The sequence below is a fragment of the Bradyrhizobium monzae genome, from assembly GCF_021458635.1.
In the GTDB taxonomy this organism is placed as follows: domain Bacteria; phylum Pseudomonadota; class Alphaproteobacteria; order Rhizobiales; family Xanthobacteraceae; genus Bradyrhizobium.
The window spans coordinates 126,873-142,500 of the sequence record NZ_JAIRDQ010000010.1; the positions used below are offsets into that span (position 1 = coordinate 126,873).

Here is a 15,628-nt window from a genome sequence, read left to right on the forward strand (position 1 = left end):
ATGCAAAGCCTCCACGTCAACGGATACGACATGCCCTATCTCGACGTGGGCGAGGACCGAGGCGGCCCGCCGCTGGTCTGCGTGCACGGCTCGCTCTCCGACTTCCGCGTCTGGGGCTGCGTGCTCGGGCCGCTGACGCAGCGGCACCGGATGATCGTTGTCAGCCTGCGGCACTTCTTCCCCGATCACTGGGACGGCGTCGGCGACACCTACTCGATCGCCCAGCATGTCAGCGACGTCATCGCCTTTATCGAGAAGCTCGACCTTGGCCCGGTCGATTTGATGGGTCATTCCCGCGGCGGCCACATCTGCTTCCGCGTCGCGCAAGCGAGGCCGGATCTGCTGCGGCGGCTGGTCCTCGCCGAACCCGGCGGCGAGCTCGATGCGAGCCTTGATCCCGAGTATGCCGGTGGCCCCTCGCCGCTGCTGGCGCGGTTCACGGCCTCGGCCGAGAAGATCAGGGACGGCGATGTCGATGCCGGCCTCGCCGTCTTCGTCGACACGCTGGAAGGACCCGGTACCTGGCCGCGGCTGCCGGCAATGGTGAAGCAGAATCTGCGCGACAACGCCTATACCTTGATCGGCCAGGTCCGCGACAACCGCCCGCCGTTCTCGAAGGCGGATGCGGAGGCGATTCTGATGCCGACATTGTTCATCCTGGGTGCGCGAACCAAGGGCCTGCTGCCGAAGGTGCTGCGTGCCCTCGCCGCGCATGTGCCCTACTCGAAGACGGCGATCATCCCGAACACGACGCATCCGATGTTCGAGCAGGCGCCGCAAAAATATTCCGAAGTGGTCCTGGATTTTCTGGCGAGCTGATCATGCAGAGCTTCCGCGTCAACGGTTACGACATGGCCTATCTCGAAGTCGGCGAGGGCCGTCCGCTGGTCTGCGTGCACGGCACGCTTGGGGATTTCCGCACCTGGTATCCAGTGCTCGGCCCGCTGTCGAAGAACCATCGGGTGATCTCGGTGAGCCTGCGGCACTTCTTTCCCGAGCATTGGGACGCCGTCGGCGACGATTACAAGATGGCGCAGCATGTCGCCGACACGATCGCTTTCATCGAGCAGATCAGGCCCGGCCCGGTCGACCTCATGGGACATTCGCGCGGCGGACACATCGCGTTTCGTGTCGCGCAGGCGCGGCCCGATCTGTTGCGAAAGCTGGTGCTGGCCGAGCCGGGCGGCGATCTCGATGCCAGCCTGCCCGCGCCCGAAGGCACGCCCGCGCATCCGCCACTCGCCGCCAAGACGATACGCTCCGTCGAGATGATCCGCGCCGGCGATATCGAGGCCGCGCTGCAGAACTTCTACGAGGGCATCGAGGGCGACGGCTCATGGCGGCGCGTGCCTGCCGCAGCCAAGCAGCAATTGCGCGACAACACGCTGACCTTCCTCGGCCAGATCAACGAGCAGCGCAGGCCCTACACGCTGGCGGATGCGCAGGCGATCAGGACGCCGACGCTGCTGATCGGCGGCGGCGCGACGACCGGCAGCCTGTCGGTGATGTGGCGCGTGCTGGCCGCGCACATCGCGGGCAGCAAGACGGCGGTGATCCCGAATGCCGGCCACTGGATGTTCGAGCAGGCGCCGCAGGAGTTCGGTGAGGTCGTGAGCAGGTTCCTGGCGGAGTAGCGGACGTCCGACGACCCAACTTCCGCGAAACAACCCCATGCACAGTAGACCGCCTCAATAAAATCAGAGACTTACGGGGCCCGAACGCGGGGGCATTGACGGCCTTCTGTTACCGTTATAGCTTCGAATACGGAATTCCGTATTCCCTTCTCGGAGCCGCCGGCGTGATCCCTCTCGACCCGCTCCCGAACCTGATCGACCAGGTCTATGCCAGGATCCTGGAGGCGATCTCCGATCGCACGCTGCAACCGGGCCAGCGCATCCGGCAGAACGAACTCGCCGACAAGCTCGGTGTTTCGCGCCAGCCGGTGTCGCACGCGCTGCACCTGCTGCACCGGCAGGGGCTCGTCGCCGAAAGCGGCAAGCGCGGCTTTGAAGTCACCCAGCTCGATCCCGCCCGCATCCGCCAGCTCTACGAGGTGCGCGGTGCCATCGACGCGCTCGCAGCCCGGCTTGCCGCGATGCGTGCCGCAACCGACGCGGCCGGGTGCGCGCGCCTCGATGCGGCACTCGCCGCCGGACGCGGCATCGATCGCAAGACAACGCTCACTGATCTGATCGCGCTCGATGTCGAATTTCACCGCGCCATCTATCAGCTCGCCGGCAATCCCGTGATCGAGGAGACGATCACGCCGCAATGGCCGCATATGCGCCGCTCGATGGCGACCGTGCTGTCCGAGCTCGATTATCGCGGCAGCGCCTGGGCCGAGCATGCCGACATTGCCAGCCACATTCTCGCAGGTGACGCGAAGGCGGCCGAACGCGCGGCGCTGGCGCATGCGCAGACGGCGGGACGGATGACCGAGGAGAGATTGAGGGCGACGGACGAGGTGGCGGCGTAGCCGCAAACGCACCCACCGTCATGCCCGGGCATAGCCGTTCGAAGAACGGCGTCGCTTCCGCTAGCCTATGCCCGGGCATCCACGTTCTTCCGTATGTGGAGCAAAGACGTGGATGGCCGGGTCAAGCCCGGCCATGACGAAAGAAAGAGAGAGAACAAACAATAAAACCAAGGAGGACGACCCATGAAACTGTCCGAGGCACAATTGGAGTTCTTCCACCGCGAGGGCTGGCTATTCCTGCCCGAACTGTTCAACCAGGAGGAAGTCGATCTCCTCGCGCGCGAGGCGGTCGACATCTATGACGCCAACCGGCCCGAGGTCTGGCGCGAGAAGAGCGGCGCGCCACGCACGGCCTTTGCCGCGCATCTCTACAACGAGGCCTTCGGTATTCTGGGCGCGCATCCGCGCATGATCGACCCGGTCGAGCAGCTGTTCGGCGAGCCGGTCTACATGCACCAGTTCAAGATCAACGCGAAATCGGCCTTCACCGGCGACGTCTGGCAGTGGCACCAGGATTACGGCACCTGGAAGCGCGACGACGGCATGCCGGAGCCGCGCGCGATGAACATCGCGATCTTCCTCGACGAGGTAATGCCGATCAACGGCCCGCTGATGCTGGTGCCGCAGAGCCAGAATGCCGGCGATCTCAAAGCCTCGCATGATCTCGCCACCACGTCCTATCCGCTGTGGACGCTGGACGAGGACACGGTGACGCGGCTGGTCAAGCAGGGCGGCATCGTCGCGCCGACCGGCAAGCCCGGCGGCATGCTGATGTTCCACGGCAATCTCGTACACGGCTCGGCCGGCAACATCACGCCCTATCCGCGCAAGATCGTGTACCTGACGCTGAACGCGGTCTCGAACTACATTCGCACCCCGACGCGGCCGGAATACATCGCGCACCGCGATTTCGCGCCGATCAAGACGGTGGATGACGATGCACTGGTGCGGCTGGCGCGGGCACCAAGGCAAGCGGCGGAGTAAATTGTCATTCCGGGGCGACGCGCAGCGTCGAGCCCGGAATCCATCGGACGACATACGCTGGCGATAAATGGATTCCGGGCTCGCGCTTCGCGCGCCCCGGAATGACCCAAGGACACCCCCATGAACCTCTTCCGCCTCCTCCAGGCCCGCGCATCCGCCGGCAAGCCTGTCCGCGTCGCGCTGATCGGCGCCGGCAAATTCGGCTCGATGTTTCTGGCGCAGGTGCCGCACACGCCCGGGCTGGAGGTGCCCATCATCGTCGACATCGACCGCGACCGCGCGCGCGAGGCCTGCCGCACCGTCGGCTGGAGCGCCGAGCGGATCGCCGCGACCGTCTTCACCGATGACGGCGCACGCGCCATCGCCGGCGGGGCGATGGACGTGGTGGTGGAGGCGACCGGCAATCCCGCCGTCGGCATCAAGCACGCGCGCGCGGCGATCGCGGCGGGCAAGCATATCGTGATGGTCAATGTCGAGGCCGACGTGCTGGCCGGCCCGTTGCTCGCCGAGGAAGCGCGCAAGGCGGGCGTGGTTTATTCGCTCGCCTATGGCGACCAGCCGGCGCTGACCGCCGAAATGGTGGACTGGGCCCGCGCGACGGGTTTCCACGTCGTCGCCGCCGGCAAGGGCACAAAATATCTGCCCGCCTATCACGACGTGACGCCGGACGGCGTCTGGCAGCACTATGGTCTCACCGCGGGCGAAGCGCAGTCGGCCGGCATGAATCCGCAGATGTTCAACTCCTTCCTCGACGGCACCAAGTCGGCGATCGAGATGGCTGCGATTGCGAACGCCTGCGGGCTCGACGTGCCTGCGGAGGGACTTTTGTTTCCGCCGTGCGGCGTCGACGATCTGCCGCACATCATGCGGCCGCGATCGCGCGGCGGCGTGCTGGAGCGGTCGGGCGTGGTGGAAGTCGTATCGTCGCTCGAGCGCGACGGCCGGCCGGTGTTTCGCGATCTGCGCTGGGGCGTCTATGTCGTGCTGGAGGCGCCGAACGACTACGCCGCGGATTGCTTCAAGCAATACGGCCTGAAGACCGATGCCAGCGGACGCTTTGCCGCAATGTACAAGCCCTATCATCTGATCGGGCTCGAGCTGAACATTTCGGTGCTGTCGGCCGCGCTGCGGGGCGAACCGACCGGCCAGCCCTACGGCTTCCGCGGCGACGTCGCATCCGTCGCCAAGCGCAACTTGCGCGCCGGTGAGATGCTGGACGGCGAAGGCGGCTACACCGTGTGGGGCAAGCTGGTGCCGGCGGCCGCGAGCCTCGAGACCGGCGCGATACCGATCGGCCTCGCCCATCGCCTCAAGCTGAAGCACGACGTCGCCCACGGCGAGATCGTGCGCTGGAGCGACGTCGAGTTCGACGCCAACAACGAGACGATCAAGACAAGGAAGGCGATGGAAGCCGCATTCGCGAAATAGCAACGAGGTAAACTCGGGACGCGGCGGATCGGCCGGAGCTTGATGCCGGCTATGCCCCGAGCGGTGCCGAAGCGGGCCTCGTTGAAGGTCAGCGATGGGCCAGGAAGAGGCATCCGGGCCGGTCATCCGGCAACACACAACCAACCCCGAAGAACGTATCACGGTCGTTTCACTTCTTTGGCGATACCGTGATCAGCACCTCATATCAACGCCGCGGGTCGATAGAGCGGTTCGAGGCGGCGTAGTCGATCTCGCCGCGCGAAATGCCGATATCCCGAAGCTCCCCGTCGCTCAGATCGTAAAGGACCGTCCGTAATCTCGCGCGCTCGCGCCTTTCCTGAAGCGCGGCCCAATATGCTTTGAAGAGACGGAAGGCATACGATGTCAATGCGATCGCCTGTCCCAATTCGGTCGTGCTCATTGCTGCACCTCTTGAGCCGTTGGTTTCGGCTTGAAGAGACTGCCAAGGCAGGGGCTGGCGCGCTTGACGACCGGCTTACATTTTCCTCACCGCAGGCTTATTCTTTGCGATCAATCCACGCCAGAAACGCTCTCGACGATCCGGTGGCCACCTAGGGGGAATGGCAAGTTGCGTTATCTATTCGAGGATTACGCATTCGATACGGACCGGCGTGAGCTGCATCGCGGGGCGGAATTGGTCTCTATCGCACCGCAGGTCTTTGACCTACTCGATTACCTTATCCGCAACAGGGAGCGCGTCGTAAGTAAAGACGACCTCATCAACGCCGTCTGGAACGGACGCATCGTCTCAGATGCCGCGCTGACCACCCGCCTGAATGTCGCTCGGAGCGCAATCGGCGACGGGATCGTCGTACATCAGGAGGGGCTCGTGAGTCGAATAACGCGTCGCACGGTGCTTACGACCGCTTGTTCGATTGCTATCGCCACTGTGGCAAATGCCGATTCATTGCGGCGATGGCGCGTCGGGTTGGTTACCTCAGGCTCGGGCGAGCGGATAATCGGATGGTTCAGAGAAGCGTTCAGGTCGATGGGATACCGAGAAGGAAACGACCTCATCATTGATCTGCGTGAGGCGAAAGGTCACTACTCTCTGCTGCCCGGTCTAGTTTCGGAGCTAATCGCACTGAAGCCAGACGTTATCATTGCCGAAGCGACACCTGCGATCGCAGCGGCACAACGGGCGACCTCGACAATTCCGATTGTTATGTCGCCAGCCACCGATCCTGTCGGCTCAGGCTTCGTCAAGAGTTTTACTAGACCCGGTGGCAACATAACCGGCACAGCTAACATGTTCGCCGATCTGACAGCCAAGACGCTGGACATTATTCGCCTGCTGTTTCCCAAAGTGCAGAAAATCGGCCTACTCACCTCAAACAACCCGGTGCACCCGGCCATGGCACAAACTGCAACCAACGCAGCGGAGGCCATTGGCATTTCGGTGCAGCGTTTCATTGCGCCGAATCCGGAAGACCTTGAAAAGGCGTTCGCCGATATGAAAGCGGCGGATTGCGAGGTCGTTTATGTGCTTGCAGATCCGCCGCGCGACGCGTTGCCATCAATCGCTCTGAAGTATCGGCTGCCCACGGTATATCAGATCGACACCTACCCAGACCGGGGCGGATTGATGGCTTATGGACCGGACCTCAAAGCTCTCTTTCTACTTGCGGCTGGTTATGTGGATCGCATTCTGAAAGGCGCGAAACCAGCGGACTTGCCGGTTGAGCAGCCAACGAAATTTGCGTTCGTGATCAATCTCCGGACGGCAAAAGCATTGGGATTGACTGTCCCGGAACAAGTGCTTCTGATGGCGGATCGAGTGATTGAGTAGAGATCGTCCTTCCGAGAAATGAATGTGGGGCGCACTCCGCTTAGGGTCAAAATGCGAAGACCTCAACCTGAGCAGATCTAGTCCGTCGTGCCCCAATAAGCGGACCTCGACGAAGTGCGCTGCTACTTCGCTGATGGACCACAATCTGACCTTCCATTCAGCGAACCGGCGTCGCTGCCCCGGTCAGAGCCGCCCCGATTTTCCTTTGCAAAGGCTATCTTACCGTTCAGCGCATCTTGGTGCTTTGGCAGAATCGGCCGGCTCGTTGAGGCCGGCCGTTTCTTTCGTTGTTTTCAAGTCGCGACTGATGCGTGCGACTAGTCGCTGCGGCCGGCGGTCTTCATCTCCCTAACCTGCTGCATGACCTGTTCCAGATTGTAGCTGGCAGGGTCCTGCAGCGGGGGGAACTTGATGAAGGTCTCAAGGTGCCTCAGCCACAGTTGCTGGCCGATGGGCAGCAAGTTCCAGTCATAGACATAGGCGGTAGACGGAGAAGCGATCGCGCCACCCATGCCGAACAGTGTCTTCTGTTGTGTACCAACTGAGGTCTCGAAGGGATCACGCTTGATGTTGACCACCTGGGTCCAGGAGTAGGGCTGCACTCCGGAAACGAACCCTGCCGGCGAGTCCGACACCATCGCGAAGTACATCTTCCAGTTCTTGTAGCGGACCGCCGACGGGGTCTTGCTGGAATAGTACAGGAACTGATCGCGTGCCGAGGTCTCGGACTTGCCGCTCAGGTAATCGATCTGGTTGATGCCGTCGAGAGTCGTCTTGACGATGCCGGGATACTGTCCGGCTTCGATCCGTTGCTTCAGTCCGTCGCTCTTGGGTCCGCCGGCGATCTCGACGAGGGTCGGGACCCAGTCGAGCGAAGCAAACATTTCATTCTTGATCGTGCCGGGCTTGATGACGCCCGGCCAACGGATCACCATCGGGGCGCGCATGCCGCCCTCCCAGGTGCTCAGCTTGCCGCCCTTGAACGGCGTGACGCCGCCGTCCGGGAAGGTGATGGTCTCGGCACCATTGTCGGTGGTGAATACGACGATTGTGTTGTTGAGCTGACCGATGTCTTCGAGCTTCTTCAGCACCACGCCGATATTGTCGTCCATCTGCTTCATGCCGGCCTCGTTGATGCCCCAGTCCTTGCCGCCGGGCTCGCCGATCATGGCGTTGTACTTGTCCGACAGCACGGTCGTGATGTGCATACGCGCCGGATTGTACCAGACGAAGAACGGCTTGTTGGTCTTCTTCGGGTCGTTGCGATCGAGGAAGTCGACGACCTTTGCGGAGATCTCCTCGTCCACGGTCTTCGATCGATCAAGGGTTAGCGGGCCCTGGTCCTGGCACGACTGGTTCGCGGGCGCGCCATCCGACGACTTGCACCACAATACGTTGCGCGGGGGCGTTAGGCAGACCGTGGTCTTGGGATCCACCGCGCCGGGCACCTCCGCAACACCGGGGATCGGCGTGTTCTTGCAAGGCGGCGCGATAGCTTGCTGCGTCGGCGACTTGTTGATGTCGGGGAAGCTCACCCCCTGCATCGCATCGAGGTGATAGAGATAGCCCCAGTATTCCTGGAAGCCGTGCGCGGTCGGGAGCGACTCGGTGGTGTCGCCCATGTGGTTCTTACCGAACTCGCCGGTGCTGTAACCGAGATCGTAAAGGAACTTGGCAAGGTGGGGCGTGCCGGCCCGCAGATAGGATGGACTGCCGGGAATTTCCGGCAAGGTCATACCGACGCGGACCGGCTGCATGCCGGTGATGAAGGCCGTACGCCCAGCCGTGCAGCTCTGCTCGGCGTAATAGTCGGTGAACATCGCGCCTTCATTGCCGATACGATCGATGTTCGGCGTCTCGCCGACCATGAGGCCGCGATGATAGATGCTTGGCTGCATCCAGCCGATGTCGTCACCCATGATGAAGAGGATGTTGGGCTTCTGCTGTTGTGCGGCAGCGGGCGTGCTTATCAGCCCGGCCAATGACAATGATACAAGCGTCGTCGCGCCGAGGAACGTAGCGGTCGCTCGCTTCCAACTTGCCGTCTTCCCAGGCGCCACGCTCGCTCTAGCTCGGGGCTCGTTCTTGAGAATGCAATCAAACATGGGTTTCACTCTCCGGGGTTACAGTGCCTGTCACGCTTCTTGCCTGACGCACCGAAAGCAACTTCCAATTCGCGAGAGTTGCGGCTCTTGACCCAAATCAATGAAGACTGCAGCTGTAACTAGGTATCCATGGTTACGTCAGTGACACTGACGTTGATGCGCGCCTCGAATACAGATGGCTCGTCCCAAAGTCTCCGGCCTGAGTCCGCTTCGGGTCAAAATGCGAAGACCTCAACCTGAGCAGATCTAGTCCGCCGTGCCCCAATAAGCGGACCTCAACGAAGTGCGCTGCTACTTCGCTGAGGGGCCAGGAGCCGAAGTCACTCGATAATTTTATCGGCCCGCGCGATAAGGCTGTCCGGAAATGTTATGCCGAATGTGGTTGCCGTCTTGAGGTTGAGCGCGAGTTCAAAAACCACAGGCTGTTCGACGGGTAGTTCGGCGGGATCAGCTCCCCTGAATATCCGGTCGCAGTATTGAGCGACCTTCTGATATATCGCGTCCAAGGCAGGACTGTAGCTCGCCAGCCCACCCATGGGGGCGTAGACGGCAGTCTGATAAATCGTTGGAATTCGCGACTTTGCTGCTAACGCGACAATAGTTGGACGCGTTACATCGGCAAGCACAAACAGAGCGTCGCTGCTTTCCGTTTTCATGACCTCAAACGCTTGCTCCAAATCGTTGGGCGTCGGCGCCACAACTCGAACGGCAGTCAGGTTCAGGCGATTTATTGCAGCTTCGGCCAGTTCGTACTGTTGTGGATGAGTTGGATTATTGGACAACAGCACAGCAATCCGCTTCGCGGACGGCAGAATATCGTGAAGTAACTCGATAGCCTTCCCCAGCGCGTCGCCGTTCATATTGGCCATGCCGGTGATGTTGCCGCCAGGCCGCGCATAGCTCTTGATAAAGCCGGAGCCAATTGGATCGGTTGCTGGTGCCATGACAATGGGGATGGAGGATGTCGCCTTCTGTGCCGCAGCTATGGCAGGCGTCGTAATTGCGACGATGACGTCCGGACGAAGAGCAATTAGTTCTTCATAGAAGGAAGGTAAGCGCTCCACCTTTCCTTCGGCGCTTCGCTGATCAATGATGAGGTTTTTTCCTTCGGCATAGCCCAACTTACGCAGTTGTCCGCGAAAGACATCATATAAAGCCAAGTCCGAGGGATTGTCGTATTTCCCTGGATACACATGTGCGATGCGCCAAGGCGTGTTTCGCATTTGCTCCGCCCGCACGATGAGCGGCCAAGCCAATGGGCTGCAAGCAATGGCCTTCACGAAGTTGCGCCGCAACATTCAAGAGACCTCCGATCCAGCGATCGGTCGATTTTGTACAAACCGGACAGTTTCGCAAGAGCGGTCCCAGTTCGGCCTTGGGGCCACAAGCCGACATGGGAGCGAACTCAAATTTCGTTCAAACCACCGTACCGCACGGTGATACAGGTCACAGAGATAGCTGGCCCCATACCGGACCGTACGTGACTTCAGCAGGTTTGTGAGCCCAACGGGAGGACACCTATGATCGACGCGCCCCAAGATCAGCCGCAACAAACCATCGCGCGCCTGACCTCGCGCCTTGAGCGCACCGAAAAACAGGTGAAGGCACTTCGATTTGCGATTCCGGGGCTCGCAGCCCTCGCCGCCGTTGCGCTTTTCATGCAGTTGGACAAACCCACAGTCATCAGCGCGAAATCCGTCAATGCCGAATCCTTTGCGGTGCGGAGCGCGAGGGGCGACATCGTCGCCCAATTGGGCGCCGGCAAAGATGGCTCGCCCAGCATCGTGTTCCTCGACGCCAACAAGAAAATTCGCCTGATGGCGTCGGTCGGCACCAGCGGCCCCTCAGTGTCACTGATGGACGCACAGGAAGTCTCCCGCGCAACGTTATCGCTGAACGACAAGTTCGACCCGTCGCTCACAATGTCCAACGCCGACAAGCTACCGCGCAGCGTGTTTGCCATCGACAAGGCCGGCTCCGGACATCTGGTCCTTTACGGCTCCGCGGGCGGCCTCGACCTGGCGGCCAGCGATGGCCGTGTACGCTGGACGCCATCGGGCGGTGCACCAGTCGATGCCTTGCCGGTTACGAAATAAGTTGGTGCAAATGGCTACGCTCCTGCTCGGGGAGGAGTGTCGCAGCAGGGGCGCGACGAGCTAGCGAGATTGCCTGGCGTTTGGCATCAGGTCTATCAGGCCCAGATCCACGAGCGTGCGATGGAAGCGACGTTTCCGTTCGGACGCTGACGCGAAGTAGGCTGCTCCGCAATCGTCAAGAAGGCTCGCGCGCGTCGCGAATATCGGGTCAAGCGCAATACCCGCCCGCTGCAAGGCGACAGTTCCGAGAAAGGCGATATCGAGGTCGGCGCCTCTCCCGGGGCTGAGGTGGGGGATATTCAAGGCTTCGATCGCATAGAATGTTCGAAACGGGCGCCGGCCATCTCCCGGGCCTTTCAGCTGTCGATCGATCTGCTTCGTCAACACGGGTTGATGGTCCCCGTAGTGCACGATGAGAACAGGCCGTCCAGGGAAGCTGCTGGCCAGCTGGGCTCTGAGCCTTTGCCAGGCAGACGCGGTCTCTGCCAGTCGGGTGTAGTACTCGGCGTACCCAGCATCGGGGAAGCTCGCCATGGCAAAGGCACGCTCCCTCTCAAATTGACCTGATGGCACAAGCTGCCGATGATGCGGACCGTGATTGAAGTTGGTGAGCGCATAAAGAAACCTCGGTGTCGGGTCGTTGGCGATCCTCCTGGTATGCGCATCGATGACCGCATCCAGGAACATCGCATCGGAATTTGTCGCCTCGAAACGTCGGACATCGAACGGTGGCGGAAGCTCGTCGACGAAGATGCGCTCGTCGATGCCGATTGAGCCGTAGAATTTGTCGTAACTGAGAAACCCGCGGCGACAGCTGGATATGAGTGTGGTCTTGTAGCCGAGCGACGCCAACGAACGTGGCAAGCTGCTGTGAAAACGGCCGGCGCCCTTCTTGAAGAGGTAGTAGGCGCTCGAGCCGAAGCTGGCACTTGAAAGACCGGTGAGCAGGCTGAATTCGGATTGCCACGAACCTCCGCCAAAGATGTCGACGTTCAGGCGCCCAAATTCCCCATCCGCCGGGGACAGGAAGGCTTCGACGACTGGCTCGACCGGCAGCCCGAAAATGCGCGGGTCGAAGACAGACTCGTGCTGGATGACGATAATGTCTGGAGAACAGGCGGAACGCGCAGGCGTGGCCTCCCGCAATGGCAGTGGTTCGTTGGCGATATCGCTCAGGGCCAACCCGCCGAACTGCCGCCAGCAAGCGGGGTCACCCAGCGAGGCCATGAAGGTCGCGTAGAAGCATCGCCCTTGCGTCAGAGTCAGCCGCAAAAGGCTGGCGCCCCTCGACGCGGAAGCCATTGCGAAGCCAACGAGCGCCAGGAGGAATAAAAGAGTTCGAAACGCGATAGAAATGGGCGATCCAGCCGCGTAGAGCAGAACCGCGCTCGAAGCAAAGGCGAATAGCGCGCCTCCTGCCAGAACACCCAGCATCATGCGTGGATATTGCAGCACGAAGAACGGGACTGTACCCGCAAACGCCAGAGGCAAATCGGAAACGGTCAGCTTGAGCGCGCTGTGATTGAATTTAACGATCGAGATGCCGGCGACTGCCATCGCCAGCATGCCGGACAGCAGGACCGCTCTCTCGACATCGGCAAGAAACACCAGCAGCAGAGCAGCGTTGAAGAGAAGCGCTGCGACCGCAAACGGCAGATGTTCAACGCTCCGTTCCATCAGCGCAATTGCGGCGATGGCCGCCACAAGAATCAAAATCGAAGTCATCGGATCAAAATGCCCCGAGCATTGAAATTTTTCAATTTGGGCCTCGGACTGCCCGAGCATCGTAGGCCGGCACCGGCGTCAACCGATACCGCACCGCAACAAGATACGCTCCCGTTCACATCATTTCAGCGATGCCATGCGTGCGGTTTCCTGGAGGCGACCGCCCTGAATTCCACGCTTCAAGGCAACAGCCGTTCTTCCCTCGCCTGCCTGAACCACTTCCGGAACATGTCCTCGGTATCCATCATCTCGGTGAAGCCGGCGCGGTTGATTTTTATGGTCGAGACGATCGAGGGCGGGCCGGATTCGGTCTGGCCGTAACGCATGCTGTAATCCGCATACTGGAACGAGAGGCCGACGAACTCGTCGAGGCTCGGCGAAGCGAGGCCGTGCCGGCTCCGCAGCCGGTCCCAGGCATCGATCCAGTTTGGATATTCCTTGGCGAGCGAGAGCGGCACCGGCTTGCCGGGCTTCATCTCCAGCGCATCCGCAACTGCGGGCCAGATGTTTTCCCAGGTGAAGACGTCGCCGTTGGTCACGTTGAAGGCTTCGTTCTGCGCCGCCCTGGCCTCGCCGGACCAGGCGATCGCCCGCGCGAGGAGATCGACATCGACGGCCTGCGACACCCGCGCCGCGCCGCCGGGAAAATCGAGCGGACGGCCCTGCTCGCGGAGCATCGCAGCGTAGACACCGAGCGGCGGGATCAGGTCCATGGCACCGCCCATGGCGAGACCGACGATCAGGACGGGGCGCAAAATGCTCCAGTGCCAGGCTTTGCCGACCTGGAGCTCGCGCAAAAAGTTTTCCTGGGCCCAATAGAAGTTGGGTTGCTCGTACATTTCCGAGCGTCCTTCGCGGGCCGGCACCGTCAGGGGACACACGTGAACGCCATAGGCCTTGGTGCCCTGCAACAGCGCGACGTGCTTGAGATCAGGCGCGACCGGCTCGAGCGCGCCCATCAGATTGCGCAGCATCAGATCGTTGGTCCGGATCTGCTGCGGATCGCGCCAGCCCTCGACGAGCTGCGGCGCCTCGTAGAGCGCGGCATAGATGAGATGGGTGGCTCCTCGCAGCTCGGCCGCGGCGCGGCGGCAATCGGCTTCGCTGGTCAGATCGACGGACACGTGACGCGAACCGTGGAGATCGCGCGGCTTTCGTCGCGACAGCGCGATGACCTCGCAGGGGGCGGATGTGCCGAAGTGTCGCAAGGCGGCATTGCCGACGAGGCCTGTTGCGCCGGCGACCACGACCTTCTTGCCTGACATGCGCGTTCTCCCGTTCTTTTTGACCAATTGGGTAGCAGATCGCCGGGCCGACCGACTTGCGTCTGCCCAGCGTTCGCAACTGCGAGGGCGGCAGCAGGCTTGATTCCCGTAAGGCAGCCGGTCATCCTCGCTAACGGAACCCGCAATGGATCGGAATTCCAACAACAAGAGCTCCTCGGGGGCCAGTTCGGAAGCGCTCACAAAGTCTCAAAACAACGTCGGGCTCGGCGAAAAAAAACGACAACAAGATCGTTCCCTGGTCGAAGCATCGGCATCACGGAGGGTACGCATGAAACGTCGTGAATTCCTGAAAGTCACGGGCGTCGGCCTGGCTGCGAGCACAGCGGTCGCGGCGCCCGCGATCGCGCAAGGTTCGCCCGAGGTCAGGTGGCGTTACGCCACGAGCTGGCCGAAAGCGCTCGATACGCTCTATGGCGGCTGCGAATATTTCTGCAAGAAAGTCGCCGACATCACCGACAACAAATTCCAGATCCAGCCCTTTGCGGCCGGCGAGATCGTTCCGGGCCTCCAGGTGCTCGACGCCGTGTCGAACGGCACCGTCGAGATCGGCAACACCGCGCTCTATTATTATTGGGGCAAGAATCCCGCCTTCACGTTTGCAACGGCGCTTCCGTTCGGACTGAACACGCGCCAGCAGATTTCATGGCTGCTGTGGGGCGGCGGACAGGACCTCGTCAACGACCTCTTGAAGGAGCACAACGTCTACGGCATTCCGACCGGCTCGACCGGCGCGCAGATGGGCGGCTGGTTCAGGAAGGAGATCAAGAGCACCGAGGATCTCAAGGGCCTGAAGATGCGCATCGGCGGCTTTGCCGGCACCATCCTCGCCAAGCTCGGCTGCGTGCCGCAGCAACTCGCCGGCGGCGACATCTATCCGGCGCTGGAGAAGGGCACGATCGACGCGGCCGAATGGGTCGGCCCCTATGACGACGAGAAGCTCGGCTTCGCCAAGGTCGCGAAGTATTACTACTATCCCGGCTGGTGGGAAGGCACGAGCCAGGGCCACAACATCATCAACATCGAGAAGTGGAACGCGCTGCCCAAGAACTATCAGGCGGCGGTCGACTCGGCGTCACGCGACACCTTCACCTGGATCACCGGCAAGTACGATGCGGTGAATGCTCCGGCGCTGAAGCGGCTGATCGTCAACGGCGCGATCCTCAAGGGCTTTCCGCAGGAGGTGCTGGAGGCCTGCTACAACACGGCCAACGAGATCTACGCGGATCTTTCCAAGACCAACCCGCATTTCGGCAAGCTGCATGCGAGCATGATGGCGTTCAAGAACGACTCGCTGCCCTGGACGCAGGTGGCCGAGCTTAGCTACGACAGCTTCATGGCGCGGATGCGCACCAAGACGTGACACGCTGATCGGCAAGGAAGGGCGGAAACGACGAAAGCCCCGGAGATGTCTCGGGGCTTTTGTTGTATCGCGATAAAGGTCTCGTAGGGTGGGCAAAGCGCAGCGTGCCCACGAATATCGATTGTGATGCGCGGAAGGATGGTGGGCACGGCGCGTTGCGCCTTGGCCCACCATACGAGAGTTGCGCTCGTTTAATTCTGATCATCCCCCAACGCTGCGACCAGCTTGTCGTAGTACTTGCCGACGAGATCGATGTTGGCCTTGTTCTCGATCGCGGGCGCCGGGGTCTTCAGGGCCTGGTTGAGCTCGTCGAGGGCTTCCTTCTTGTCCTTGGCCGGCATCTTCTTGTCGGCCTCGA

The 15,628-nt window shown here is 61.5% G+C and carries 14 protein-coding genes (1 of these 14 running past the window's edge); 8 read left to right on the forward strand and 6 right to left on the reverse strand.

Translation table 11 applies throughout. From position 1 onward, the window contains the following. The 5 genes from K3F49_RS29940 (at window position 1) to K3F49_RS29960 (ending at window position 4,888) form a co-directional block, all read left to right on the forward strand. The gene (locus K3F49_RS29940; protein WP_234684492.1) at window positions 1-819 is read left to right on the forward strand and encodes an alpha/beta fold hydrolase; all 819 of its coding nucleotides are present in this window, start codon (window positions 1-3) and stop codon (window positions 817-819) included. A gap of 2 nt (window positions 820-821) precedes the next feature. Then, window positions 822-1,634, forward strand: a complete 813-nt coding sequence (locus tag K3F49_RS29945; protein ID WP_234684493.1) for an alpha/beta fold hydrolase — start codon at window positions 822-824, stop codon at window positions 1,632-1,634. Window positions 1,635-1,798: 164 nt separating this feature from the next. After that, the gene (locus K3F49_RS29950; protein WP_234684494.1) at window positions 1,799-2,476 is read left to right on the forward strand and encodes a GntR family transcriptional regulator; all 678 of its coding nucleotides are present in this window, start codon (window positions 1,799-1,801) and stop codon (window positions 2,474-2,476) included. 183 nt (window positions 2,477-2,659) lie between these two features. Beyond that, complete coding sequence (locus K3F49_RS29955; RefSeq protein ID WP_234684495.1) at window positions 2,660-3,460, forward strand: phytanoyl-CoA dioxygenase family protein; 801 nt, start codon at window positions 2,660-2,662, stop codon at window positions 3,458-3,460. Window positions 3,461-3,580: 120 nt separating this feature from the next. Beyond that, window positions 3,581-4,888, forward strand: a complete 1,308-nt coding sequence (locus K3F49_RS29960) for an NAD(P)H-dependent oxidoreductase (protein WP_234684496.1) — start codon at window positions 3,581-3,583, stop codon at window positions 4,886-4,888. A gap of 205 nt (window positions 4,889-5,093) precedes the next feature. Here the strand turns inward: K3F49_RS29960 and K3F49_RS29965 are convergent, their stop codons facing one another. Then, complete coding sequence (locus K3F49_RS29965) at window positions 5,094-5,309, reverse strand: DUF1127 domain-containing protein (protein WP_234684497.1); 216 nt, start codon at window positions 5,307-5,309, stop codon at window positions 5,094-5,096. Between the two features lie 168 nt (window positions 5,310-5,477). Here K3F49_RS29965 and K3F49_RS29970 point away from each other — a divergent pair, with 168 nt between their 5' ends. Beyond that, window positions 5,478-6,698 (forward strand): ABC transporter substrate binding protein, encoded by a 1,221-nt coding sequence (locus K3F49_RS29970; RefSeq protein WP_234684498.1) that lies wholly within the window; start codon window positions 5,478-5,480, stop codon window positions 6,696-6,698. Between the two features lie 317 nt (window positions 6,699-7,015). Here K3F49_RS29970 and K3F49_RS29975 read toward each other — a convergent pair whose 3' ends face one another. Next, window positions 7,016-8,686 (reverse strand): arylsulfatase, encoded by a 1,671-nt coding sequence (locus K3F49_RS29975; RefSeq protein ID WP_234684499.1) that lies wholly within the window; start codon window positions 8,684-8,686, stop codon window positions 7,016-7,018. A 437-nt stretch (window positions 8,687-9,123) separates the two neighbouring features. Then, entirely contained in the window at window positions 9,124-10,101 is a 978-nt protein-coding gene (locus tag K3F49_RS29980) for an ABC transporter substrate-binding protein (RefSeq protein WP_234684500.1), read from the reverse strand. A 222-nt stretch (window positions 10,102-10,323) separates the two neighbouring features. Between K3F49_RS29980 and K3F49_RS29985 the strand changes: the two genes are divergently transcribed. Then, window positions 10,324-10,899, forward strand: a complete 576-nt coding sequence (locus K3F49_RS29985) for a hypothetical protein (RefSeq protein ID WP_234684501.1) — start codon at window positions 10,324-10,326, stop codon at window positions 10,897-10,899. Between the two features lie 60 nt (window positions 10,900-10,959). On the opposite strand, the gene K3F49_RS29990 is transcribed toward K3F49_RS29985, so the two are convergent. After that, window positions 10,960-12,684 (reverse strand): sulfatase-like hydrolase/transferase, encoded by a 1,725-nt coding sequence (locus tag K3F49_RS29990; RefSeq protein WP_234684502.1) that lies wholly within the window; start codon window positions 12,682-12,684, stop codon window positions 10,960-10,962. Between the two features lie 119 nt (window positions 12,685-12,803). Then, the gene (locus K3F49_RS29995) at window positions 12,804-13,889 is read right to left on the reverse strand and encodes an SDR family oxidoreductase (RefSeq protein ID WP_234684503.1); all 1,086 of its coding nucleotides are present in this window, start codon (window positions 13,887-13,889) and stop codon (window positions 12,804-12,806) included. A 289-nt stretch (window positions 13,890-14,178) separates the two neighbouring features. On the opposite strand from K3F49_RS29995, the gene K3F49_RS30000 reads away from it, so the two are divergent. After that, on the forward strand, window positions 14,179-15,270 hold the full coding sequence (locus tag K3F49_RS30000; RefSeq protein ID WP_234684504.1) for a TRAP transporter substrate-binding protein: 1,092 nt from the start codon (window positions 14,179-14,181) through the stop codon (window positions 15,268-15,270). A gap of 191 nt (window positions 15,271-15,461) precedes the next feature. On the opposite strand, the gene K3F49_RS30005 is transcribed toward K3F49_RS30000, so the two are convergent. Next, window positions 15,462-15,628: the final stretch of a hypothetical protein gene (locus K3F49_RS30005; RefSeq protein ID WP_234684505.1), read on the reverse strand. The gene runs 424 nt beyond the window's last position; the window shows 167 of its 591 coding nt (coding positions 425-591); its start codon lies beyond the right edge, outside the window; it ends in the stop codon at window positions 15,462-15,464.